At 54.2% G+C, this 25,210-nt stretch carries 24 protein-coding genes; 13 read left to right on the forward strand and 11 right to left on the reverse strand.

Annotated elements, in window-relative coordinates; translation table 11 throughout:
- Positions 1–22: 22 nt before the first annotated feature.
- Together BEI65_RS19450 and BEI65_RS19455 are read right to left on the reverse strand one after the other, a co-directional pair.
- Positions 23–1,306 (reverse strand): arsenic transporter, encoded by a 1,284-nt coding sequence (locus BEI65_RS19450; RefSeq protein WP_099064713.1) that lies wholly within the window; start codon positions 1,304–1,306, stop codon positions 23–25.
- Between the two features lie 69 nt (positions 1,307–1,375).
- Positions 1,376–1,711 (reverse strand): metalloregulator ArsR/SmtB family transcription factor, encoded by a 336-nt coding sequence (locus BEI65_RS19455; RefSeq protein WP_099064714.1) that lies wholly within the window; start codon positions 1,709–1,711, stop codon positions 1,376–1,378.
- 152 nt (positions 1,712–1,863) lie between these two features.
- Here BEI65_RS19455 and BEI65_RS19460 point away from each other — a divergent pair, with 152 nt between their 5' ends.
- Both BEI65_RS19460 and BEI65_RS19465 read left to right on the forward strand, forming a co-directional pair.
- Positions 1,864–2,973: a YbdK family carboxylate-amine ligase gene (locus tag BEI65_RS19460; protein ID WP_099064715.1), complete on the forward strand. Its 1,110-nt coding sequence runs from the start codon at positions 1,864–1,866 to the stop codon at positions 2,971–2,973.
- A gap of 96 nt (positions 2,974–3,069) precedes the next feature.
- Entirely contained in the window at positions 3,070–3,249 is a 180-nt protein-coding gene (locus BEI65_RS19465; RefSeq protein ID WP_012145763.1) for a hypothetical protein, read from the forward strand.
- A gap of 77 nt (positions 3,250–3,326) precedes the next feature.
- Here BEI65_RS19465 and BEI65_RS19470 read toward each other — a convergent pair whose 3' ends face one another.
- Positions 3,327–4,244 carry a LysR family transcriptional regulator gene (locus tag BEI65_RS19470; protein ID WP_099064716.1) on the reverse strand — a complete coding sequence of 306 codons (918 nt, stop codon included), beginning with the start codon at positions 4,242–4,244 and terminating at the stop codon, positions 3,327–3,329.
- 106 nt (positions 4,245–4,350) lie between these two features.
- On the opposite strand from BEI65_RS19470, the gene BEI65_RS19475 reads away from it, so the two are divergent.
- From BEI65_RS19475 to BEI65_RS19490, 4 genes are all read left to right on the forward strand, one after another.
- Positions 4,351–4,806 (forward strand): DMT family transporter, encoded by a 456-nt coding sequence (locus BEI65_RS19475; protein WP_099064717.1) that lies wholly within the window; start codon positions 4,351–4,353, stop codon positions 4,804–4,806.
- A 5-nt stretch (positions 4,807–4,811) separates the two neighbouring features.
- Positions 4,812–5,276, forward strand: coding sequence for a DMT family transporter (locus BEI65_RS19480; protein WP_085117394.1), 465 nt, complete (start codon positions 4,812–4,814; stop codon positions 5,274–5,276).
- Positions 5,277–5,391: 115 nt separating this feature from the next.
- Positions 5,392–5,988, forward strand: a complete 597-nt coding sequence (locus BEI65_RS19485; protein WP_099064718.1) for a hypothetical protein — start codon at positions 5,392–5,394, stop codon at positions 5,986–5,988.
- A 1-nt stretch (position 5,989) separates the two neighbouring features.
- Complete coding sequence (locus tag BEI65_RS19490; protein ID WP_099064719.1) at positions 5,990–6,763, forward strand: DUF3307 domain-containing protein; 774 nt, start codon at positions 5,990–5,992, stop codon at positions 6,761–6,763.
- Between the two features lie 31 nt (positions 6,764–6,794).
- On the opposite strand, the gene mgtA is transcribed toward BEI65_RS19490, so the two are convergent.
- Positions 6,795–9,494: a magnesium-translocating P-type ATPase gene (mgtA, locus tag BEI65_RS19495; protein WP_099064720.1), complete on the reverse strand. Its 2,700-nt coding sequence runs from the start codon at positions 9,492–9,494 to the stop codon at positions 6,795–6,797.
- 198 nt (positions 9,495–9,692) lie between these two features.
- Positions 9,693–10,391, reverse strand: coding sequence for an MgtC family protein (locus tag BEI65_RS19500; protein ID WP_099064721.1), 699 nt, complete (start codon positions 10,389–10,391; stop codon positions 9,693–9,695).
- A 515-nt stretch (positions 10,392–10,906) separates the two neighbouring features.
- Here BEI65_RS19500 and BEI65_RS19505 point away from each other — a divergent pair.
- Together BEI65_RS19505 and BEI65_RS19510 are read left to right on the forward strand one after the other, a co-directional pair.
- Entirely contained in the window at positions 10,907–13,090 is a 2,184-nt protein-coding gene (locus BEI65_RS19505) for a glycoside hydrolase (RefSeq protein ID WP_099064722.1), read from the forward strand.
- 63 nt (positions 13,091–13,153) lie between these two features.
- Positions 13,154–14,539 carry a CoA transferase gene (locus tag BEI65_RS19510; protein WP_099064723.1) on the forward strand — a complete coding sequence of 462 codons (1,386 nt, stop codon included), beginning with the start codon at positions 13,154–13,156 and terminating at the stop codon, positions 14,537–14,539.
- A 2-nt stretch (positions 14,540–14,541) separates the two neighbouring features.
- Here the strand turns inward: BEI65_RS19510 and BEI65_RS19515 are convergent, their stop codons facing one another.
- The gene (locus tag BEI65_RS19515) at positions 14,542–15,414 is read right to left on the reverse strand and encodes a LysR substrate-binding domain-containing protein (RefSeq protein ID WP_099064724.1); all 873 of its coding nucleotides are present in this window, start codon (positions 15,412–15,414) and stop codon (positions 14,542–14,544) included.
- A 101-nt stretch (positions 15,415–15,515) separates the two neighbouring features.
- Between BEI65_RS19515 and BEI65_RS19520 the strand changes: the two genes are divergently transcribed.
- Both BEI65_RS19520 and rcsA read left to right on the forward strand, forming a co-directional pair.
- Positions 15,516–16,931, forward strand: a complete 1,416-nt coding sequence (locus tag BEI65_RS19520) for a pyridoxal-dependent decarboxylase (RefSeq protein WP_099064725.1) — start codon at positions 15,516–15,518, stop codon at positions 16,929–16,931.
- Positions 16,932–17,667: 736 nt separating this feature from the next.
- Entirely contained in the window at positions 17,668–18,297 is a 630-nt protein-coding gene (gene rcsA, locus BEI65_RS19525) for a transcriptional regulator RcsA (RefSeq protein ID WP_099064726.1), read from the forward strand.
- Positions 18,298–18,533: 236 nt separating this feature from the next.
- Here rcsA and dsrB read toward each other — a convergent pair whose 3' ends face one another.
- The 3 genes from dsrB to BEI65_RS19540 form a co-directional block, all read right to left on the reverse strand.
- On the reverse strand, positions 18,534–18,734 hold the full coding sequence (gene dsrB, locus BEI65_RS19530; RefSeq protein WP_085117402.1) for a protein DsrB: 201 nt from the start codon (positions 18,732–18,734) through the stop codon (positions 18,534–18,536).
- Between the two features lie 346 nt (positions 18,735–19,080).
- Positions 19,081–19,293 carry a transcription antiterminator/RNA stability regulator CspE gene (gene cspE, locus BEI65_RS19535; RefSeq protein WP_004946278.1) on the reverse strand — a complete coding sequence of 71 codons (213 nt, stop codon included), beginning with the start codon at positions 19,291–19,293 and terminating at the stop codon, positions 19,081–19,083.
- A 283-nt stretch (positions 19,294–19,576) separates the two neighbouring features.
- Positions 19,577–20,443 (reverse strand): ion transporter, encoded by an 867-nt coding sequence (locus BEI65_RS19540; RefSeq protein WP_099064727.1) that lies wholly within the window; start codon positions 20,441–20,443, stop codon positions 19,577–19,579.
- 153 nt (positions 20,444–20,596) lie between these two features.
- On the opposite strand from BEI65_RS19540, the gene BEI65_RS19545 reads away from it, so the two are divergent.
- The 3 genes from BEI65_RS19545 to BEI65_RS19555 all read left to right on the forward strand — a co-directional run bounded on the left by BEI65_RS19545 (position 20,597) and on the right by BEI65_RS19555 (position 22,868).
- Positions 20,597–20,980 carry a hypothetical protein gene (locus tag BEI65_RS19545; protein WP_099064728.1) on the forward strand — a complete coding sequence of 128 codons (384 nt, stop codon included), beginning with the start codon at positions 20,597–20,599 and terminating at the stop codon, positions 20,978–20,980.
- 511 nt (positions 20,981–21,491) lie between these two features.
- Entirely contained in the window at positions 21,492–21,701 is a 210-nt protein-coding gene (locus tag BEI65_RS19550) for a hypothetical protein (protein WP_012145776.1), read from the forward strand.
- Positions 21,702–21,860: 159 nt separating this feature from the next.
- Complete coding sequence (locus BEI65_RS19555; RefSeq protein ID WP_099064729.1) at positions 21,861–22,868, forward strand: NAD(P)H-quinone oxidoreductase; 1,008 nt, start codon at positions 21,861–21,863, stop codon at positions 22,866–22,868.
- 39 nt (positions 22,869–22,907) lie between these two features.
- Here BEI65_RS19555 and BEI65_RS19560 read toward each other — a convergent pair whose 3' ends face one another.
- The gene (locus BEI65_RS19560; protein ID WP_099064730.1) at positions 22,908–23,987 is read right to left on the reverse strand and encodes an endonuclease/exonuclease/phosphatase family protein; all 1,080 of its coding nucleotides are present in this window, start codon (positions 23,985–23,987) and stop codon (positions 22,908–22,910) included.
- 109 nt (positions 23,988–24,096) lie between these two features.
- Entirely contained in the window at positions 24,097–25,149 is a 1,053-nt protein-coding gene (locus tag BEI65_RS19565; RefSeq protein WP_099064731.1) for an SDR family oxidoreductase, read from the reverse strand.
- Positions 25,150–25,210 lie beyond the last annotated feature (61 nt).

Here is a 25,210-nt window from a genome sequence, read left to right on the forward strand (position 1 = left end):
ACGGTTCTCTCTTGAGTTAAGCCTAAAGCGACAGGCGCAACGCCAGGGCGCTCAGCGCGACCAGCAGCACCGGGATCGTCATCACGATGCCCACGCGGAAATAATATCCCCAGGTGATGACAATGTTTTTCTGTGACAGCACGTGCAGCCATAACAATGTGGCCAGACTGCCGATTGGGGTAATTTTCGGCCCCAGATCGCTGCCTATCACATTGGCATAAATCATCGCCTGCTTGATCACGCCCTCGGCGTTGCTGCCGTCAATTGACAAGGCCCCTACCAGCACCGTCGGCATGTTGTTCATAATAGAAGACAGAAATGCACTCAGGAAACCGGTACCCAGCGTGGCCGCCCATATTCCCCGATCGGCCAGATCGTTGAGCACACCGGCCAGCATGGCGGTTAACCCTGCGTTACGCAGACCGTAGACCACCAGATACATCCCCAGTGAGAAAATCACGATCTGCCAGGGGGCACCTCGCAGCACTTTACCGGTGTCGATGGCCTGGCCTCTTTTCGCCACCACCAACAGGATCAACGCGCCAACGGCGGCGACCAGGCTGACCGGCACCCCGAGCGGTTCCAGGCCAAAGAACCCCACCAGCAGCAATACCAATACGCCCCAACCGGCTTTAAAGGTCGGCAAGTCACGGATTGCCTCACGAGGCGGTCGCAGCAACGTCAGGTCATAACTCTGCGGAATATCTTTACGGAAGAACAGGTGCAGCACCCCCAGCGTGGCGACGATGGCGGCTATGTTCACCGGCACCATCACCGCCGCATACTCGGTGAACCCCAGTTGGAAGAAATCCGCAGAAACGATATTTACCAGGTTGGACACCACCAGCGGCAGGCTGGCGGTATCGGCAATAAACCCCGCCGCCATCACGAATGCCAGGGTGGCTCCCGGGCTGAACCCCAGCGCCAACAGCATCGCAATCACAATCGGCGTCAGGATCAGCGCCGCGCCGTCATTGGCGAACAACGCCGCCACCGTAGCCCCTAACAGCACAATATAGGTGAACAGCCAGCGTCCTTTACCCTTGCCCCAGCGCGCAATGTGCAGCGCCGCCCACTCAAAGAAACCGGACTCATCCAGCAGCAGGCTAATCACAATCACGGCAATAAAGGTGGCGGTAGCGTTCCAGACTATCTGCCAGACCAGTGGTATATCATTGATGTGAACTACCCCGGTCAGCAACGCCAGCACCGCCCCAAGGGACGCACTCCAGCCAATGCCCAGACCTTTAGGTTGCCAGATCACCAAAATGAGAGTCAGGATAAAAATTGCCCCGGCCAGCACCATCACAACTCCTTAGCGGCTCACGCCAAACATATATGAAATTTCGAATATATATGGTTAAATTTTTTATCGTTAACGACAGATAATCCCATTACCGGCAGCCCGTTGCGCCAGCTCGTTCACCTGTTGCTGTTGACTAAGGTAAGCCTGTTCAATAATTGCCGCCGCCCAGGCCGGCATGTGTAGCGACAGCCGGTAGTAGATCCACTTGCCGTCACGGCGATCAAGCAGCAAGCCACTTTCACGTAACATGGCAAGATGACGGGAAATTTTAGGCTGTGACTCGGCCAACGCCCCGGACAACTCACAAACGCACAGCTCCCCCGCCTGGCGCAACAGAAGCACCAGCGTCAGACGAGTCTCTTCCGACAAATTTTTAAACAGTTGTAACGGTGTCAGTGATGTCATGCACGCGCTCCTTGAGTCAAGACCGTCATCATAATTCGTCTGCAGAGAATGTCAAAAAAACATATTCGAATTATCGAATATAACCAGGCAAGCAGCAAAGTCTCGATGGAGGATTATAATTACCGCAACGCTGTTTCTCTGAGGGATGAACTATGCCGTTAGCATTCAAACGCTCGCAAAGACTCTCCATTGGCACAGAAATAGAACTGCAGTTGGTTGATATTGAAAGCTACGATCTCACCGACAAGGCCGATCAGGTGGTAACGGATCTTGGCGACAATAAACGCATCAAGCATGAATTGACCAAATCAATGGTGGAACTGAACAGCTCGGTGCACACCAATATTGACCTGTTGCACGACGAACTGCGGGAACTGACCGCCAGCATCCGCCTTAGTGCACAAAACTTCGGTTGTGACGTTTGTGGCGGTGGCCGCCATCTGAGCAATGACTGGAGAAAACAGGTCATTACCGATGCCCAGCGCTATCAGCAATTAGCCAGCCGCTTCGGCTATCTGTCCAAGCTGGCCTGCGTGTTTGGTCAACATATTCATATCGGGGTCAATGACGGCGATGAAGCCATGTATCTGTGCCACGCTTTAACCCCCTACTTCCCCCATTTTATTGCCCTCAGCGCCTCTTCTCCGCTCTACCAGGGGGTAGACACACTGTTTGCCAGTTCGCGTTTCAGCGCGCAAAACTCCTTTCCCAACTATGGCTGTCTGGAGCAGATCTACAATTGGGAGCAGTTCAATGTCTATTATGAACGGCTGAGTGCCGCCGGCGTGATCGACAGCATCAAGGATATTTATTGGGATGCCCGACCCAAGCCGGAACTGGGAACGGTGGAGATCCGTATCTGCGATACGCCACTGCATATCTCCCACGCCGTGCTGCTGGTAGGTTACTGCCGCCTGCTGGCCGGCTTTTTGTTGTCGCACCGCACTGAAATAGCCCCGGAATATTACGCCTTTACCAACTACAACAAAATCAATGCCTATCGCAACGGTTTTGACGCCGACTACGTCGACGCCACCACGTTGAAGCGCAGCAGCCTGACCTCACATATGCTGACCACACTGGCAGCGCTACGCACTGACGCTAACGATCTGGAAACACAAAGCTTGCTGGACAAGATTGAGCGCCATGTCAGGCTCGGGGTGAACGACTCGGAACGAATTCGGCAGATGCTGGATAACGGCCTGTCGCAAAAGCAGATAATTCAACGACTGTGCGACGAGCTATTGCAACCGGCGAGTTAAGTTTTAGCTATCGATTCCATACGCCAAAGCGTCTGTTCATTATGTGCTCTTTGGTTACAATCGTTAGCACTGAAATCCACCGTATCGAGGGCTACTATGTACAACTTCTCACGTTATCAGGCAAAAGAACTGGCGCTGGCTTATATGAGCGGCAAAAAACACGACCTGTCACCGCAGGAATTTCTGCAGCAGTTGAAAAGCAGCGAAAAATCGTTCGACTATTTGTTGAAGCACGGCAGCGAACAGCCGCGCGAAGTGTTGGTACAAAGCTTCTGAAGCACGCAATACCGCCCGCTTCGCCGGTGGCGAGCCATCTGGCCCGCGTATTCCCGGCTTAACGGCGAGGGGTTTCATCACCGACGCGGTAGGTCCCAATAAGGTCGTTCTCCACCAAGCTGAGCCAGCAGGAAATCGACGAAGGCCAATACTTTAGCCGGCAGGTATTTTCGCTGCGGGTACACCGCATAAATGGCATGCTCCGGCAGCCTATATGCCGACAACACTTCAACCAACCGCCCCTGCGCAATATCATCCCCGACAATGAAGGTCGGCATCTGGCAAATGCCCAGACCGCCAAGCAGTGCTGCGCGCAAAGCCTCGCTGTTATTCACCTGGTAATTCCCCCGCGGCTGAAAACGCACCGCGCCCATAGGCCCCTCAAACTGCCATTCACTGCCACCACGGAAATAGCTGTAAAATAAACAGTTATGCTGGGCCAATTGTTCCAGATCTGCCGGTGTTCCACAGCGCGCCAAATAAGACGGTGCCGCGCACAATACGCTGTGACAGGGCGCGATACGCCGGGCGATCAAGCTTGAATCGGCAAGCCGACCGATGCGGATCGCCAGGTCATAACCCCCTTCGACCAAATCGACCAATTGATCATCCATCATCATATTGATCTCCACCTCCGGGTAAGCCGCCAGAAAATGGGCGATCAACGGGGCCACATGCAAACGGCCAAACACCATCGGCACACTGATCCGCAGACTGCCCTGCGGCTGTCCCTGTAGACGGGTGACCGCATCTTCCCCCTCTTGCGCCACCACACAGGCATTACGGGCGTAGCCAAAATACTGTTCACCCGCTTCGGTCAGGCTCAGGCTGCGGGTCGTGCGCTGTAACAACTGCACGCCAAGCGAGCTTTCCAACTGGGAAATTCGTTTGCTTACCGCTGATTTTGTAATGCCCAACCGTCGGGCGGCAGCTGAAAAACTTTCGCATTCCACTACTGCCACAAACACCGGGATCGCTGCAAAGTTATCATTCATCTATCGTCAACTTTTACTCAACAATGAGTTTCTATTTTAGTGGATTATGTTTAAAACAAAAACAATATAGCCTGTTCGCCCATCTAAACATAAAACGGACACCAAGATGCGCGAACATTTTTCCCATCCCCTGCTGGCATTGGTCGCCGGCGCATTGCTGGCCCTGATGATCAGCATCAACAGCGTGCTGGCCAGCTATAATTCTCCGCTGCTTGCTTCATGGGTCGCCCATGGCGTCGGTGCAATCACCGCCTGGCTACTCTTGCTGTTACTGAGTCGCCGTGCCCCGGGGTCTTCTTCGACATCGGCCGCGGTTCCCCGTTGGGCCTATTTTGGCGGCATTCCCGGTGCCCTGACGGTGGTGTTGGCGGCTATCACCGTTAACAGCCCACTGGCGCTTTCCGGCAGTCTGGCACTGATGCTCACCGGCCAGGTTTTATTTGGCATGTTGTCCGACAGCTGCGGCTGGTTTGGCGTGCTGACACGCCGCCTAAGTGCCAACGACATTATTGCTACGCTGCTGATCCTCTCCGGCTGCGCCCTGCTCATCTTCCTGAGATAATCCCCATGATCACTTTGGTACTCCTCGCATTGTTCAATGGCGTTTGCATCAGCATCAGCCGCGCGGTCAACGGCCGTCTGGCGTTGGATCGCGGCGCTTTCTCGGCCTCACTCTGCAACCACATTGTCGGTTTTCTGTTCCTCAGCCTGCTGCTGGCAATGGTCGGCGGCTTCAATGGTGACTCCTTTGGCCAGGCTCCCTGGGGAGCCTATCTTGGCGGGCTTATCGGCGCGCTGTTTGTCGCCCTGAACAGCTATGTGCTGCCGCGTCTCGGTACCCTGCGCGCTGCACTGTTGATTATCAGTGGCCAGATGTTGGCAGGGGTCGTTATCGACCGCCTGCGCGACAGCAATGGGTCTGCCGGGTTGCAGATACTCGGCGTGGGCCTGATCCTGCTGGGTGTCTATTTGGCCAGGATGGAAAAACCCCTGATGACGCTGATACATGAGCGCATTAAATTACTGGGATAATTTCGCCTCTGGAGACGAATAATCATTAAATTCGTATTGAGATACGAATAATTGACATATTCGTATTTAGATGCGAACTTTACGGATAATTCATCGCTTCAGAGCAGAAAAAGGCATGGCAGCACAAGTCAGCGTAATCACCGGCGATTTGGTTAACTCCCGTCGGTTAGACACCACTCACTACATCAGCGAGTTAAATGCCCTGCTTGGCCAACTGCAACAGGCTAAGCTTATTCAGGCGTTCGAGATTTTCCGCGGTGATGCCTTTCAGGCCGTGGCGGAACCGCAATCCGGTTTGCTGCTGGCGGTATATATCCGCATTGCGCTCAAAGCCATGGACTCGCCACACTGGGATGCCCGCATCGCCGTAGGTCTGGGCACTGCGCAGGCAGATACCGCCGGCTATGGCACCGCCTTTGTGAATTCAGGTCAGGCGTTGGACGGCCTGATGAAAAATTGCCGGCTGGCTCTGAAAAATGATAATGACCAGACAAATGCCATTGTCAGCGATCTGTTGCCAATGTTAGATCATGTGGTTAGCCGTCTCTCGCAGACCGAAGCGCAGATCGTCCAGGCACGCATCTTCGCCACCACCAGCCAGGAGGTGGCGGAAAAATTGCAGAAGGCCGCCTCCACGGTCTCCGCAACGCTCAAACGCGCGGCCTACGAGGAAATCATGCGATTTATTAACGCGATTAACAGGATTACCTGATATGGATTTGAGCTACGCGCCGTTGCTGGTCTGGTTGCTGATCGTCCACTTGCTTGCCGATTTTCCGCTACAGTCGCCTCGTTGGGTCGAGGATAAGATCCGTCACCGCGCTGGTTCCCGCTTTCTGCTCGTACATGCCTTGCTGCACGGCATACTGGCTGCCTGCGCCGTGGCTGGTTTTGCCCTGTGGCATGGCGGTCTGTCCGCTTCCCAGGTGTTAGCCACCCTGCCGGTTATCGCCATCAGCCACTGGCTGATCGATCTGCTGAAAGTCACTCTATTGACGCGCCTCAGCCAGGCCAGTGGTTTTCTGCTCGATCAAGGCCTGCATCTGATGGTGATTGTTCTGCTGTGGCTGTCTTTCACGCCGAACGCTCACGGCCTGCTTAGCGCACTGGCGGCCGCCGTCACCGGCTGGCAATCAGGGCTGGTACTGTTGGCTTATTTATTGATTTATATGCCGATGGGCATTCTGATTGGCCAATTACTGGCGCACTGGACGCCACAGATGCCGCCCTCAGCCAAAGCGGATAACGATTCACTGTTACGTGCGGGCAAACAAATAGGTTATCTGGAAAGGACGCTGATCCTGACTTTCGTGCTGATCGGGCAGATACCCGCGGTCGGTTTTTTGCTGGCGGCCAAGTCGATCTTTCGCTTTGGCGACTTGCGGCAGAGTGATGACAAAATGCGTACCGAGTATGTGCTGCTCGGTACGCTGTTTTCTTTTACGCTGACCATCATGCTCGGTCTGCTGGTGAAAAAATTACTCTAGGGGCGAAGCTATTCGCCCTTTTCTGCAATAATTACAACCACTCGCCGAAGCGACGAATATAGAAACGCTTCATCAACTGAGCCACTACGCAGTAGCTGACCAACGTGCCGGCCAGCCATGGGAAGTATTCCCACGGCAGCGGCTGCAGCCCAACCAAAGCGCCAAGCGGTGAGAACGGCAGATAGATACCCAGTGCCATCACCAATATTGTGGTCAACAGAACCGGCAATGCGGCGGTGCTCTGAATGAACGGGATCTTCTGGGTACGCAACATATGTACCACCAGCGTTTGCGACAGTAACCCTTCAATAAACCACCCGGACTGGAACAAGGCCTGATGCTCTACGCTGTTGGCGGCAAACACGAACCACATCAACGCATAGGTAGTGATATCGAAGATGGACGAGGTCGGCCCAATCCACAGCATAAAGCGGCCAATGTTTTTCGCATCCCACTTGCGCGGTTTACGCAGGAACTCTTTGTCCATCTTGTCCCATGGCAGCGACAACTGGGAAATATCGTACATCAGGTTCTGGATCAGCAGATGGATCGCCAGCATCGGCAGGAACGGAATAAATGCGCTGGCGACCAACACCGAAAACACGTTGCCGAAGTTGGAGCTGGCAGTCATGTTCAGGTATTTGATGATATTGCCGAAGGTCTCACGTCCCTTGATCACCCCCTCTTCCAGCACCATCAGGTTTTTTTCCAGCAAAATGATGTCCGCCGACTCCTTGGCGATATCGGTACCGGTATCCACGGAAATACCCACGTCGGCATCGCGCAGCGCCGGCGCATCGTTAATACCGTCGCCGAGGAAACCAACGGTATGGCCATTCGCCTGCAACATCTTCAACACGCGCGACTTCTGCAGCGGCGTCAGTTTGGTAAACACCGTGCGCTGTTCCACTTCACGTGCCAGCGTAACGTCGTCCATTTCGGCAATTTGCGGGCCGGAAAGCGGCTCGCCGGGCTCCAGTCCAACATCGCGGCAAATTTTGCAGGTGATCACCGGGTTATCGCCGGTCAACACCTTCACTGCCACGCCGTTTTCCTGCAGGGCAGCTATCGCTTCTTGCGCACTCTCTTTCGGTGGATCGAGGAACGTCAGTACGCCCTGGATCACCATATCGCGCTCATCGGCTACGCTCAGTGGCAAGGCGTTTTTCTGTTCCCCCAGTTCGCGGGTCGCCAACACCAACACGCGGAAACCATCCTCATTGTACTGGGCGGCCAGCGCTTGCAGCGCCTCACGCCGGGCCGGATCCAGCGGGACAATCTGCTGCCCTTCACGCATATGGGTAGCGATTTCCAGCATTTCCTCCACCGCCCCTTTGCAAATCAGGCGCTGCTGGTTGTTTTCATCTGCCACCACAATTGACAGACGGCGACGTACAAAATCAAAGGGGAGCTCATCGACCTTGCTGAAGCGGCCCAAAGCTTCAATACCCGGCTTGCCGCGCCCAAAGCGGATCACCGCCTGATCCATCAGGTTTTTCATCCCGCTCTGGTGGAAGCTGTTCAACCAAGCCAGATGCAATACCTCATTATCTCTGACGCCGCTGACGTCCAGATGGTGTTCGAGGATGATGCGATCCTGAGTCAAGGTGCCGGTTTTATCGGTACACAGCACGTCCATCGCGCCAAAGTTCTGAATGGCATTCAGCCGTTTGACCACCACTTTGCGCCGTGACATGGCAATAGCGCCCTTCGCCAGGTTAGAACTGACGATCATCGGCAGCATCTCTGGCGTCAGCCCGACAGCAACCGCCAGGGCAAACAGCGCCGCTTCGCTCCAGTCACCTTTGGTAAACCCGTTGATCAGCAAGACGATGGGCACCATCACCAACATAAAGCGGATCAGCAGCCAACTGACGCTGTTCACCCCGCGATCAAACGCGGTTTGCGAACGGGAACCGACAATCGACTTTGCCAGCGAACCAAAATAGGTGTGGCCTCCGGTCGCCACGACTACCGCGGTGGCCGTCCCGCTGGCAACGTTGGTGCCCATCAGGCAGATGTTCGACAATTCCAGCAGCGCATGCTCACTGGAGACTTCGTCCTCGCTCGATTTTTGGCTGACGTTGCCCATTGCATCGTATTTCTCGATCGGGATCGCCTCCCCGGTGAGGATCGCCTGACTGATAAACAAATCACGTGAGGCCAGCAAACGCACGTCCGCCGGTATCATATCGCCGGCAGAGAGCTTAATAATATCGCCCGGCACCAACTCGCGGATCGGTACTTCCAGCGTCAACGGCTGCGCGCTGTAGCTGCTGCGCCGCAGGACCGTGGCGGTGGTGCGCACCATGGATTTCAGCGTTTCAGCCGCTTTGTTGGTTCGGTATTCCTGCCAAAAACGCAGTAACCCACTGAGTGACACCATCACCAGTATGATGATCACACCGGTAAGTTCAGTTTCTTCACCACGCTGAGCGGGCAACCAGTAGTCGGTAAAGAAACTGATCGCAGCCAGCACCATCAGCACAAAGATAAACGGGTTATTAAATGCAGCGATTAGCTGCACCAGCGCGTGTGGCGCTTTCTCATGAGCGACCTGATTAACACCAAACTGCTCCAGACGTTCGACCGCATCGTCCTGAGTTAAGCCATTGCGGTTACATTTTAAATTGGCCAGCGTTTGATCAACGCTGTTTTTCGCCTCTTGGGCGATGGCATAAGACGTCGCTTTTTTATCACGACGACGTACGGTTTCGTTAATATAAGTCATAACGCTATTCTCTTATTTTACTCTGCGCACAGGGTTACCCCGCCCGATTAGCAGGTGAATAAGCACAGAGTGGAATTTATTTTATTGGCGTAATTAACGCGCTTTATTTACGCGCCAGATACGCTGAGTCATTAAAATTTCGGGGTCACCGTCCATGACGCCTCCTTATCACTGAATACAGTGAATATTAATCAATACTTAAACGGGTAATTCAGAAGCGATACGCCAGCGTACCGCGCTAACGCTCTTTTCCAGACTGACGCGGCAGACAATGCCCTCTATTTCCTTTTGGACTGAGGGGTTTGCCGTTATTTCTGCACAAACCTCGAGTTGGCCCGGAATGGAAATATCTGCACTGCGCAGGGATTGTAATCTTAATGCCACGCCATTCAGCGCCTGCAATATCAGGGTACGTACCAGTATTTCATCCTGCTCGCCGCAGGTAACCTGAATGCGGTAGCAGACCTCCAGATCGGTTGCCTGTTGCTGGGGTTGCAGATTGATGCGCTGCGCCGCTTCACGCAGCAGGATATTCGCGCACAGGATCACCAGCGTCGCCAACACGGCATTCCAATACTCACCCAGGCCGCACAGCACGCCAATTGCCGCCGAGCACCACAACGTAGCGGCGGTATTCAAACCGCGAATATTCAGCCCTTCACGCATGATGACCCCGGCCCCCAAAAAGCCGATACCGGAGACAATTTGTGCGGCAACCCGCCCGGCGCTGGAAGGATCGGTAGACATGGAACTGAGAATAAACACCGCCGCACCGGTGGCCACCAACGCATTGGTTCGCAGGCCGGCCATACGCTGGCGCCACTGCCGTTCAGCGCCAATAACTGCGCCCAGGCTCATCGCCAGTAATAAATTTAAAACAAAAGGAGTCATAGCCATGACTTTCCCCTTAAATAACTGCAGGAGATAAAATCATGTGCTTTTTAGCACACGCGAAATCGCGCTGATAATAGATCAGCGGTTGAGCGTATCAGTGCCTGGAGGGAATAGGCTGTGGCTGAAAATGGCCATAATAGCGTCCAAATCAATTCACCCGATGCCATTAGGCAGCAGGGACAACAATAAAATTCGGGTTTGCACAGCTCGGAATAACTTGAGAGGGGTGCTGCCCGCCGTTTTCGGCAAGCAACAAATCAGAAGAGGATTGGTCAGCTTGCCTTGTTTATATCACTGCAACTAAAACTGTCCAATTGTGTTTCCTCACTGAAATTTTGGCTGAGTATAGTGACGTGGGGTGATGATGTAAAGGCGAATTTATTAAACGGAAATTAAACTCAGTAATTCCGTATATTTGAAGCGGCACACGATTATAGATATTTAGCATTGGGCCGTCCGTTAATTACCGATAAAATGAAATCTCAGCAGGACAATCATCCCTAAGGACAACCTATTAGATGAACACGCTTCGCCTCTCCTTCAGCCTCGCCCTGCTTGCCGGTTTCCCTGCTCAGGCCCTGCTTTTACAGCAGGGAGAAGCCCGTTTCGACATTGATCCTGCCACGTTGCAGGTAACCACCGATAACATCCTGGCCAACCAGGCGCAGAGCAAGCAAGCCGTGGCTGGTCTGCAGAGCACGCTCACCCAGGCAAGCTGGCAATGGCCCAATAGTGACATGCAGATCACCGCCAGGCTGGAAGGCGGCGATCTACGCCTGAGTTTCAGCAGCAGCCGGGCGCAAACACTGGACTGGTTCACCCTGCCGCCACAGACGGCCACTCTGCTGTTACCGATTGGCGAAGGCAGCCGCATTCCATTAGATAACACCGTCTGGCAGCACTACCTGGTAAAAGAGATGACGCCGCTGGACACCAACTGGGATCTGAAACTGCCGCTGTGGAGCCAACAACAACAGGCCAAGGTATACAGCTGGTTATTGCTTACCCCATTCAGTAATCAGGTCAGCTTCGCCAGCGCCAAAGATCGCCTCACTATGCGCAGCAGCCATCAGTTCAACCGTTTTAATCAACAGCAGGCCTTCGAGGTCTTGCTGCACGTGGGAGATACCCCGCTGTCCGGGGCTCGCCGTTATCGCGAGTATTTGCAGCAAAGCGGTCAGTTCAGCAGCCTGCGCGATAAAATCCGTATCGCGCCAGAGGGTGAGAAACTGATTGGTGCCACGCATATTTATCTGTGGGGCGACAAGCTGTTGGCACCGGCCGACGTGAAGAATTGGCCGGGGCTGCTTGCCTGGCTGGTATCGCCAACCGGTGAAGTCCTGTGGCAAAAAATGGACGCCGATAGCCAGAAAACCGTGCAAAAACTGGCAGGGAAAATACCAGAATCCTGGCAACAGCAAGCACTCGTTGACGCGATTAATCAGGCATTGGTGGCGCTGACGCCGCTCAAGGCGACACCGGATGATGCCGATTTCCTGCAGGCACAACGCCAACAGGCCACTCACGTCAGGGAATGGGCACAGCGACAGCTTGGCGATTACCTCGCACCGGCGGATAGCTGGGGTCAGGGGTTGGCAAAACCTCTGGTCGAAGCGCTGCACCAGGCCGGCCTGCCCCGTCTGTGGCTGGGTACCGACAACTGGACCGCCGAATTCCTGCACCCACAGGCCGTAGAGAGTGCCAAAAAATCGGGCTACCTGATTGCCAGCTACGACTCTTATGACACCGCCATTCCACGTGGAGTCAATGACAGCTGGCTGACGGCCCAACTGCCGACGACGCTGCGTGAGGAATGCGCCATCGTGCGCGCCGACGGCAGTAAAAAACCCGGTTTCGGCAAGCAGGGCTACTACCTGAATCCGGGTTGCGTGCTGCCTTATTCTCAGCAACGCATGCGCGAACTGGTGCAGTTAGCCGGGCTAAACAGCCTGTTCCTTGACGTTGATGGCACCGGGATGGTCTCCGACGACTATCAACCCGGGCACCCAACCGGTGCAGCGCAGATGGCACAGGCCCGTAATGCTCGTCTGGCCTGGTTCAGCAATACGCTTAAACTGCCACTCGGCTCTGAGGATGGTAATGCGGTAACCGCACGCCACATCATGTTTGCCCACGGCATGGAAACCTGGGGTTTTGGCTGGGGTGATAAGCAGATGCATCAGGATAAATCCTCGCCTTATTATCTGGGTGCCTGGTGGCCCAACGCCCAGCCAGCCTTCTTCTTCAGCCCGGCCAAGGTAAAAGAACCCTATCGCACCGTGGAGTTCGATCCGCGTTATCGCCTGCCCATGTATCAGGCGGTGTTTCACGACGCGGTAATCAGCAGCCACCACTGGAATTACGATAATCTGAAATTCAGCGACGTTAAAACCACCCGCAGCCTGTTAAGCCAACTGTACAACACCGCACCGATGTTTCATCTCAGCCGCGCTACTCTTCAGGCACGTTTGCCACACATTAAACAGGCTGATGCCGCCTTCCGTCCGTTGCATCAGGCGCTATGGGATAAGGCGCTGACCGATTTCCGTTGGCGAGATCAGGCTGGATGGGTGCAGCAAACCACGTTCAGCGATGGCTCAATCCTGACGGCCAACTTTGGCCAACAAGCATTCGACGGCATAGCTGCCCATAGCCTGCGTGCCAAACTGGCGGACGGTCGCATCCTCAACATCACGCCATAGCAACTCCAGTCGGGGTGAACTAGGCTAGACACAGTCTCCCCGACCGGCAACCTGGAGTTGATGATGGATAGCCTTACTCAAACACTGCTGGCAGAGATCGGGCAAAGCCTGGGCCACAGCGCAATCCCTGAGATCCCGTTGACCATCAGCGGTGAAGGCGCGCTGAACAGCGCATTCCCGGTCACCGAACTGGCAACCGCCTGCTGGAGTGCTGCCGGGCTGGCCTGTGCCCAACTGCTGCAACAAAATCAGGGCGGTGTGCCGCAAGTGTTTGTCGATCGTCGATTGGCATCACTGTGGTTTGGCTGGACAGTGCGGCCACTGGGATGGCCACTACCGGCCGCCTGGGACGCGCTGGCGGGTGACTACGCTACCCGTGACGGCTGGATCCGTCTGCATACCAATGCCCCCCATCACCGCAAAGCCGTAGAACAGGTACTGGGTCCGCATCAGGATAGAAACCGACTGGCGCAAAAAGTGCAGACATGGGAAAAAGGCCAACTGGAGCAGGCAGTCATAGAGGCCGGTGGCTGTGCGGCAGAAATGCGTTCGACCGAGGCATGGCGACAACATATTCAGGGAAAGAGCGTTGCGCTGGAGCCACTGATCCATCAGCTGCAGCAAGCGGAAGCGCCCCCCGCCGGCTGGACACTCCCCCCAGCCAGACCGCTGCACGGCGTCCGCGTGCTGGATCTGACGCGAATTATCGCCGGACCGGTAGCCACCCGTTTTCTTGCCGGGCTGGGTGCCGACGTATTACGTATTGATCCTTACGGTTGGGATGAACCCGGCGTCGAACATGAAGTGATCCTCGGCAAGCGCTGTGCGCGCTTGAACCTGGCGAATGCTCACGATCGCCACACCTTTGAACATTTACTGAAAAACGCCGACGTTATCGTTCACGGCTACCGCGCCGGCGCGCTGGAAAAGTTGGGTTATGGTGCTGAGCAGCGACGCGCGCTGTCGCCGGGGTTGATCGACGTTTGCCTGAACGCCTATGGCTGGAGCGGCCCGTGGCGAGGACGACGCGGTTTCGACAGTCTGGTGCAAATGAGCTGCGGCCTGGCAGAATCGGGCATGGCATGGAAAAATGCCGCCATTCCGGTGCCCCTGCCGGTACAGGCACTGGATCATGCCACCGGCTATCTGATGGCGACGGCGGTGCTGCACGGCCTGCGTCAACGCCTGCAACAGGGTACCGGCTACAGCGCCCGGCTGTCTCTGGCACGAACGGCACAACTATTGTCCGATCATCCCTATCCGCAACACTATCCGTTGACCCCGCTGGCGGCGGTCACTCCTGCAGATGAAAACCTGGAAACCGAAGTGACCCACTGGGGCCCAGCACAACGCCTGCTCCCACCACTGCAGTTAACCGGCACTTCACTACTCTGGGCACTGCCCGCAACCCACCTTGGCAGCTCGCAACCCGAATGGCTACGCCGCTGATCTCAGGCCAATTGGCGCTGCAACCAGTGTAATAACGCCTCGACCGCCGGCGTCAACCCGGCGGTCTGCGGCCAAACCAGATAAAAATCCACCTGATCCAGATGCCGTGGCAGAGCCAGTGCCACCAATCGGCCTTCTGCCAACGCATCGCTCACCAACAGCTTTTTCACCAACGCGATGCCAAACCCCTGCTCGGCGGCGCGGATCAATAATCCCGCGTCATTGAACAGTGCCAATGGCCGAGCCTTATCTCGTTGCTGATGCGCCGGGAACCAACTGCGCCAAGGCGTAACATCGTGTTCCAGCAGCGGCACATCTGACGCCCCACTGTTGAAAGCCACCTGCCACTGATGAGCCAACGCCGGAGTCGCCACCGGCACCATCTCCCCGGAGGCAATACGCTGTGCCTGCATATCGGTCCATTGACCATTGCCAAGACGAATGGCCGCGTCGAACCCTTTACGTACCAAATCCTGCACCGCCAGCGATGCATCAATATCCAGCGCAATATCGGCGCAGGCCGCGTGAAAAGACGGCAAGCGCGGCATCAACCAGTAATGCGCGAAAGAGGGCAGTACGCTGATACGCAGTGCCTGGCTTTGTGCAATTCGCCTGACCCGGTTAACGCCCTGCTGCAACGCCTGCAGAGCCGGCTCTGCAACCGCCAACAGCTCACGACCGGCAGTATTCAGACGCAATCCACGGCCCTGCCGTTCAAACAACGGACAGCCGATCGCCTGTTCCAACTGCTGGATCTGCTGGCTGACGGCGCCATGGGTAAGATGCACCTGCTGGGCGGTAGCGCGTAGATTTTCCAACCGGGCGGCAATCACAAAGGTCGGCAGGATGTGCAGTGGAATACGTTCATTGAACATTGGTTAGTCCTGCTATCCAAAAGGGGTATTTTTCATCGATTTTCGTTGCAAAGCAAATGATCTAGGGTGTCACCCTTAGCCTTTGATAACCGGAGTCACCCATGCACCCACGTTTACAGCAGGATCTTGACCAGTTTCCACAGATACTCGAACGTACCCGCCATTTGGCCGAGGGCTTTCTTGCCGGATTGCAACAGCGCCCGGTTTGCCCTCCTCTGGCTTCACAGCAACTGCAGCCGGGTGATGACAGGTTGGCCGATGAGGGTGACGGTGCGCTGGCAGCACTGGACGATTTCTGGCTGCGCTATTCTGAGGGGCTCTCTGCCAGCGCCGGGCCACGCTATTTTGGCTTTGTTACCGGCGGCTCAACCCCGGCCGCATTGGCGGCAGACTGGCTGGTTAGCGCTATCGACCAAAACAGTCAGTTGAGTCACGATACGGTTGCCGCGGCAATCGAACTGGCAACCATTACGCAGCTAAAAAATTTGCTGGGTTTGCCGGAGGTGTTCAACGGCAGTTTTGTCAGCGGGGCCACCATGGCCAACTTTGTCGGCATGGCCATCGGTCGCCAGTGGCTGGGCCAGCAACGCGGTATTGATGTCGCTGAGCAGGGAGTGACGGCATTGGGTCCGGTACAGGTGCTGTCAGCAAACGCACACTCCAGCAGCGTAAAGGCGCTCAGCATGCTCGGCATTGGCCGTGACGCCTTGAAAATTATCGACAGCCTGCCGGATAGTGAAGCTATTGACCCTGTCGCGTTGGAAAGACATCTTGCCGCCAACATCGGCGCTCCCACCCTGGTGCTGGCCAGCGCCGGAACGGTGAACACTGTAACCTTCGACGACCTGCCGCACCTGCTGGCGCTGCGCGAACGCTACCCGTTCTGGTTACACGTTGATGCGGCCTTTGGCGGCGTAGCGGCCTGCTCACCGCGCTATGCTCCCCGGTTAACCGGCTGGGAGCAGGCGGACTCGATTACCGTCGATGCGCATAAATGGTTGAATGTGCCCTACGACAGCGCGATCCAATTCAGCCGTCATCTGGCGTTACAGATGCAGGTCTTTCAAAACCACTCGGCTTATCTGGAAGCGCCGACGCTGCGGCCAGACAACTATCTCCACCTGACGCCGGAAAACTCGCGGCGTTTCCGCGCCCTGCCGTTGTGGATGGCGCTGAAAGCCTATGGCCGCAGTGGCATGCAGGACATGGTTGAGCGCAATGTCCAATTGGCGCAATTGCTGGGTGCAGCGCTGGCGGCCAGCGAGGGTTTCCGCCTGCTGGCACCGGTCAATCTGAACGTGGTGTGCTTTGCACTGAAGAACATTGAGGGAGATGCCGTTGCCGCACGCGATCGCTTTATCGCCCGTCTCGATCGACACGGCGCGGTACGCTGTACCCCTACCTTTTATAACGGGCAACCGGGGATCCGGGCTGCGCTGGTCAATTGGATGACACAAGAAAGCGATATTCACCTGGCGTTGGAATCGATGCAGCACTGCCTTGCAGAACCACACTGACGGGAAAAGTTAAGAGCGCCTTTAGACACGCCGCTCTGTTTTTTTACTGCCAGCAAATGTAAACCTTTTATCACCACCAAGAGTAGACAACTTTTCGTGGTGACTAAATAGTTCAGAAAAACCAATTAATCACTCGCTGACATTTTTCACATCTGTGAGTACAGCACGATTAGTTACATCAACTCGTTGTTATATGACCGGTTTTTGCAACAAAAAAACGAATTAATGTTAACTTAATGTGATTATTGATTATCACAAGTGATAAGGAATGAAAGAATTATCATTATCAGAACCAAACAAATAAAGCATAAATACATGATAATATTATAAAAAATAAAATAATTCATACTGTTCAACATTCAAACTGATGACGAAACAGGCTAAAAAATGTTAAAAAAACAACACATGAATTTTTTTTAAGAATTTTCCTAGCAATCAAAAATTTCGTTTCGTGACATGATGAACAGATTCGACGGTAAAGATACCAGCAGGCGCGCGGCTCAAGCACCAATTGACGTTACAGCCCCGAAACCTCTGCGGTAGCGGATTATTCTGACTTAAGCTAAACTTATAGGTTCACATTGCTAATTAGTTTAGAAAGAAAATATCGTTGAGTACCGCCGTATTTATTGATAGAACATTCCTATACGTGATTTTTTTGTACTTTTTTGCCTTTTAGGCTTCAGGCTTTTTCTTTTTGTTACCGCGGTAAAACGGATTTAAGTGGGGGTGAGATATGCCAACGATCATTATGGATTCATGCAGCTATACCAGATTAGGTTTAACAGACTACCTGACAACACATGGAGTAAAAAAACGCCAGATTAATGCTATTAATGATATCGACGATCTACATGAAAAATGCAGCAAGTTGAAGCCTAGTCTGGTATTTATTAATGAAGACTGTTTTATACACGAAGCGAACGCGACGGAACGTATAAAAGGGGTGATTTCGCTGCACCCTGACACTTTATTCTTCATCTTTATGGCTATTACCAACGTACATTTTGACGATTATTTATATGTTCGTAAAAATGTCATCATCTCGTCGAAATCAATCAAACCAGAGACTATGAATCAATTACTTAGTCACTATCTGGAGAGAAAAGTCCCCCGTACTGAAAAAACTTCTTTTGATCAGACACCCGTTACGCTGAGCCAAACCGAGTCCAACATGTTACGTATGTGGATGTCGGGTCAGGGCACCATCCAGATATCCGACCAGATGCAAATTAAAGCGAAAACAGTCTCTTCCCATAAGGGAAATATCAAAAGAAAAATTAAAACGCACAACAAGCAGATTATTTACCATGTTGTCCGTTTAACCGACACGCTGACCAGTGGGATATTTGTCAATAGCCGCTAGATGGACAGCTTTGTCGTGTACTCTGCTAAACGTTGGTTTTAAATGTCGTTCAGCCCATAGTGCTGGATATCACACATTTAAATAACCTAAATACCTGCTCGCGACGAAATTCTCGGCCGCGACGGGTATTCCCGCAGTAAAAAATGGATTATTCCTACCGCTACGGAATAATTGCCTGCCGTAAACCTTGCGAATTAAATTAATGTACTGGAGAGGTATTGCCGTTTCCCCCAAGGTTACTTGGGTACCGCCTGCCGTAGCTCAACAAAGGTACCGTCACGGCTGTCTATCTCGTTAAAGAACCAGACACCGGCTGGATAGTCTGGCAAGGACACCAGGTACATGATCCCCTCATTAAACTCTTCCACCGCCAGGATCACTCCTTCGCGGCGCTGCTCACCGTCAGTTTTTACCGTTACCAGATCGTTAGCTTTCATGCCTTGCCCCATCATTTATCATTGATGTCAGTGTATTACACAATGAGGTGAGAAAAATACCGTGCACCACCAGTTAATCCGCTGCTCACCTGCATAGCGCCTTCCTACAAGCGTAGCAGGCCATCCGGCATGCGGCTTTTTCACTTTCTTAACGTTTTGTCGGCAGAATCTTAAGCGCGCAACGGGTAGTCTGTTGCCTGGTGCTTCCCCCCAGAGAAGTACCTGCAAATGAAGAAGTAACAAGGAACTTTTGCCCGCAGGCTTGCGGGCTTTTTTTTGCCTGTGGCGAATGACAGACACAAAAAAACCCGCCTTGGCGGGTTTTTATTAATCAGCGAGAGGCCGATTAGATAGCGGTAACGTTAGCCGCTGACGGACCTTTAGCACCGTTCTCGATAGAGAACTGTACGTTCTGGCCTTCAGCCAGGGTCTTGAAGCCTTGATCCTGGATAGCAGAGAAGTGTACGAACACATCTTTGCTGCCGTCTGCTGGAGTGATGAAACCGAAACCTTTAGACTCGTTGAACCACTTCACTTGACCTTTGATCATGTTAGACATGTTAATTCCTACAATATTAAATTTACGCCACCATGGGCAAGAAATAGCCGGTCATCAGTTACTTATGGAGGCACTAGAAAGGAAATTCGTCAGTGAAGTGCTATCTAGGATAACGCTTTAAATTTGAACTACTTTACTCAAAATGTCGTGCATAAATAGGTCTGTACCACAGGCCGAGAAGCATTAACTCACGATGAGACTTTAATAGCAACTCTTTTTATAAGCCCCTCGGTGGAAACGGGACCAAACGCGCAGGATTTAAACCACTTAGCTCGATTTTTAATCATTTCTGGCTGTGTTTCCCCGTTAACGGAGGGAGCAGACTGCCGCAAAATTTACAAAATGCAGAATCCGTCTCGTGGCCACCTCGTTGACATTGCTCACAATTTCGCCTTTCGCGGTTGCGTTGCAACTCCTGTGACATATAAGCCGTCAGAATGCCGGTCGGCACCGCAATGATTGAGTAACCCAACAGGATCAGTACCGAGGTCAATAACCGCCCCAACGGGGTATGAGGAACAATATCACCGTATCCCACGGTGGTCAGTGTCACTACCGCCCAATAGACGGAGGCCGCCAGGCTGGTAAAGCCCCCACTCCCGCCCTCAACCGCATACATCAGGCCGCCAAAGACACACAGCACCACGGCGACAAAACCAAAAAACATCGCCAGCTTATGACGCGCCAACTTGATGCTGCGCCAGATCATGCCCATCTCACTCATGTAACGCAGCAGCTTCAACACCCGTAATACCCGCAGTATTCGCACGACTCGCAGTAGCATCACGAATTCTACCGTCATATGCGGGTACAGCCAGATGATGTACATCGGTAACACCGTCAATAAATCGACAACGCCGAAAAAACTGCGGGTATAGTGCTGGTCAGGTGGCGTGCTCCAGAGTCGGAGCAAATATTCACACGTGAAAATAACGGTAAAAATAATCTCGGTGCAAAAGAAAAGATAAATGGCTTGCTGGCCCGGAGCGTACAAGGCGCTGCCGCCCGGCTCAAGGAACAGCAGCACCACGCTGAGCAATGCGGTGCTGACCCAAAAAGCCTCCATCCTGCGACCGCTGCGGGAATGGTTGTCGAACAGCAGTCGATAGCTGCGTTGGCGTAGGCTCAACGCCGCAGTGTCAGTGGTCATAGTTCGATGTCTTATAAAGAGAAGTTACTGATAGAGTAGACCTGAACATTGACGCCGCCAACTCCCGCGCCGGCGATGAATAAGCACAAATGATAGTAATTCTCGTCTGGCTGATTTATAGTTGCGCTGCGTAACTATAAAGGGAGATTGACCATGCTGAGATGGCATACGCTGGCAGCGTCCTGCTGCACCGCTCTGTTGATACTGAGCACCCCAGCCCAGGCGCTGGACTTGTCCTACACCGCACCGGAGCCCAGCATCAAACCGGCACCCGCACCGCAAACCGCCCTTGGCCCAGAAAAAAAAACCGCCAAGCCGCCGGTGGTGTGGTCAGAAACCGAAGACAAAACCGGTTTTCGCGTTGATATGGAATGTGATCATCCCGGCTGCAGCCGTCCGCGCGCCAAGCCGTATTCGTCCCTTAATTACGGCCCGAATCTTGGCCCGGTGAAAAAAACCGATCGCCGCCGCCAGTCAGATCCCTACTCCACCGATCAGGAGCCTGATTACAACGTGAGCATGGGTTATCAGTGGTAGCGGCGCTTTAAGAGTTATCCCTATAGCTGCCTCCGCGTGCAATTCATACAATGGCGACCTGTTCACCACTCCTCCTGGTGCTGAACACAACAAGCTGTGTTGCAATATTTTATGCGCCTCTCTATAGGCGCTTTTTTTATCTCTGAATTTCAGTCACCTGGCCTCTTACAGAATGGTCTCATTGCGGCATAACGTGATAACTGTCACAAATAGCCGCTCCTTAGCCATGCTTTATCGGAGGGTTGTCAGATGGCGACTGAATATCTACTTTTGCTGGCCGCATTAGCCGGCATTTCAGGGTTCGCGTTGTATAAGCACTTTAAATCACAGAAGAAAAGCACCCTATTGCGTCCACACGATCGTTAACGCAAGCGTTACTGGAGCATGGCATCGGCGCTATGCTCCAGGCCACAAGTCCACGCTCTGTCATTTTTTTATCACAAAATTGTCACAATACAGCCATATCATGGTCGACGATTATCCGCTCTGGCTCAATACCAAGGATTTCGTTATGACTACCATTAGAGCAACAAACCACCAGGAAGCAGAAAAGCTGATCCGCTACGGCACGGCTAAGAAAATCGAACTGGCCTATGACATCGACAGCGACGACTTTTTCCAGCTTGCCAGCCTGTGGTGTGATCGCGGTGCCAAAATCTCCAAAGGGAAAGAACATTTTATCGTCTCGCTAAAAGGTTTTCGCATCCCGCCCAACGATTAATCCCATGCCGCCCCTGCGGCGGCGCCCCACTTCCCCGTGTTGAAACCGCCCAATGATCCACATTCTCCCCTCAGCATTTCTGTAAGATAAATTATGAATTACAGCAGGCGGTTACCTACACTGGTTACTGCGCCTGAACGCCAACTGAGGAGAACCACCATGTCAGCCAACCCAGCGCTGCCCAGCACCATGAAAGTCATCGAAATCAGCCAGCCTGGCGAACCCAAGGTTCTGGTTAGTAGCCAAAGGCCACTGCCGACCCTGCAACAGGGAGAAATTCTGGTGAAAGTTGCCGCTGCCGGCGTTAACCGTCCTGACGTGCTGCAACGCCGGGGTCAGTACGCGCCACCACCCGGCGCATCGGATATTCCTGGTCTGGAGATCGCCGGTGTGGTGGTCGCCACCGGCGTAGGCGTGCAAAATTATGCCATCGGCGACAAGGTGTGTGCCCTGATTGCCGGCGGCGGTTATGCCGAATACTGCAAGGTCCATGAAAGCAACGCACTGCCGGTCCCCGAGGGATTTAGCCTGATTGAAGCGGCGGCGATCCCGGAAACCTTCTTTACCGTCTGGGTCAATGTGTTCCAACGCGGGCATCTGAAGGCCGGTGAAACCGTGTTGATCCACGGCGGCACCTCCGGCATTGGCACCGTGGCAACCCTGCTGGCGAAAGCCTTCTGCGCCCGGGTGATCACCACCGTCGGCTCCGAAGAAAAACGCCAGGCCAGCCTGGCATTGGGTGCCGATGTGTCGATTAACTACCGCAACGAAGATTTTGTTGAGCAGACCCAACGCGCCACTAACGGCAAGGGCGCCGACGTGATTGTCGATCTGATTGCCGGTGACTACGTGGCGAAGAACTATCAGGCAGCAGCGATGGACGGCCGCATTGTGCAAATCGGCACCCAGAACGGCGTGGTGAAGGAATTGAACCTGATGCCGCTGCTGATCAAACGCCTGACCCACACCGGCTCCACCCTGCGCGCGCGTAGCGTGGAAGATAAGGCGCAAATTGCCGCCGATTTGCTGCAGAAGGTTTGGCCGCTGCTGGAACGCGGAACGTTAAAACCCCAGATCTTCAAAACCTTCCCGCTGGAACAGGCGGCCGAAGCCCATGCATTGATGGAGTCCAGCCAGCATATTGGCAAAATCATGCTGACTGTCTAAACCCGAATACCCCGCAGCCTGCACTGCGGGGTTATGGTTTCAGGCACCTGGCGTGTGCACGTCTTCCGGAGATGAGTCGGTATTGGCCAGTTTCTCCTGCGCCAGCGCTTCGTCCTCGCGGTCTTTCTCCAGGCTTTCCTGCTGTGCCCCCTGCTTTGGTGAATAGACCAACTCCACCATTATCGGGAAGTGATCCGAACCTACGTGGGTTAAACGACGCAGCGAACCGAGAACAAAGTCATCGCTGTGAAACACGTGATCCAGTGGCCAACGCAGGAACGGGTAGCCGGCATGAAAGGTGCTGAACATGCCGCGCCCGCGACGCGGATCCAACAGGCCGCTGACTTTCAAAAACAGCCGGGTGGTGGTCGACCAGGCCACATCATTCAGATCGCCGGTCACAATCACCGGAACCTCCGATTTGGCCACGCTTTTCCCCACCATCACCAGTTCGGCGTCGCGGTCTTCCGATTCTTCATTTTCGGTCGGGCTCGGTGGCATCGGATGCACACAGTGCAGACGTACCTGTGGCCCTTGCGGCAAATGCACCATCATGTGCATCGACGGGATCTGCTCATCCACCAGATACTGTATTTGCGCATCGCTGAGTTTCAGCCGTGAATAGACATGCATGCCGTACAGGTTATCCAGCGGACATTTCAAACTGTGGGGATAGTCCTGCTCCAGCGCCGACAGTTGCTGCTCCCACCAACCATCGGTTTCTACCGCCACCAGCACGTCCGGTCGTTCGGTCGCCACCAGTGCCAGCAGTTTATCCGCCTGGCGATTGGGCGTTAACACGTTGGATACCAGAATGCGGATGCGCGGCTTCTTCTGATAGCCGGTAAAACCCAGCACCTGAGGTTTGCTCAGCCGGGTATAGGGGTAAATCCACGCGGCCTGATAAACCACACAGGCCAGGTTTACCGCCATCATGCCCCACACCCAGGGTGACAACGGCACAAACAGCAGGTTAAGCAATAACACCAATAACGAAAGCGCCAGTATTTGCAGGCGGGGAAAGTCCCACACCCGGATCCACCAGGCTGCATGCTTTGAAAGTGGCGCAATGGTCACCAGCGCCAGCAAAAGCGTCAGTATGGCGGTAATCCCTGTCACGGTTAATTCCTCATCATCGATCCGGGCCTGTCGGGGTGACGGCCTCCTGACTGCCGCGTTTGGCGGCAGCCAAAGATTGCCATAAAAAACGCCCGTCCCGCCAGCCGACTTAAGGAATAATCTTGCGACGGCGGAATTCGTCAAACAGCGCGAACAGCATCGCCTCGGTTTCGACAAATTGATGGAAGCCAAAGCGGCGCGCCTTACTGCCATCGGCAAACATGTCGTAATCCCACGAGAAAACAAAGTCGGCAAAGCGCCAGCTCGCTACCGCACGGTAATCCGCTTCGACCAAATCATGCTGTTGCGCCAGGGCCTGCCACAGCTCATTTTTATCCTCCATCACCGATGCCAGCGGCATCGGCAACGGCGGTGCGACCTCCAGATCAAAATAGCCGGCAATTTTCGGCCACAGCTCGCTCCAGCGGAACAGGTCACCGTTATTGATATTAAACGCCTGATTAGCGGCCGCAGGCTCAGTCGCCGCCCACAGCGTAGCGCGCGCCAGCAGCCCGGCGTCGGTCATTTCCAGCAGGCTGTGGTAAGCCCCGGGTTTGCCGGGAAAACGTAACGGCAGCCCCAGCGCCTTGCTGATAGAGGCATAAACCGCCAGGGTCAGCGCCAGGTTCATCGGGTTGCCCAGCGAGAAGCCGCCGACCACGCTGGGACGGATTGCGCTCCAGTGCCAGTTTTTCCCTTGCTGGCGCTGTTCAAGATAGCTTTGCTGCGCCAGGTTGAACTCCGGCGGCATGTGCCCGGCATCACTCTCCCGCGCCGGAGTTTTGAACGGCCCCAAATGAGCGCCATACACTTTATAGCCCTGCATCAGGCTGATGTGCTCCAACCCTTGCGCTAACGGTTCCAGCGCTTCCACCACATTGCTCAGCATCGCCAGATTAGGCGCCACCAGCCCCGCCCAGTCCGGGGCGTCCTGATAGGCGGCGTAGAAAATGTGGCTGACCTGGGTCAGCGAACGCAAGGCATCGCGTGTGGCTTGTGCATTCAGCAGGTCGACCGCCAGATAACGCACCTGCGGCCGGTCAACGCCTCCGCGCCGGGACAAACCCACCACCTGCCAACCTTGTTGCTCCAGTTCTTCAATCAGCTTGCCGCCAATAACGCCGTTAGCACCGACCACCAGCGCCAGTTTATTGTTTTGCATGTTGTGTCTCCGGTTTCGTATCGCTTGAGACTTTCACTTTGATTGATTAACAAAGCTTGCG

This window comes from Serratia sp. BW106 (assembly GCF_002607755.1).
GTDB lineage: Bacteria > Pseudomonadota > Gammaproteobacteria > Enterobacterales > Enterobacteriaceae > Serratia > Serratia proteamaculans.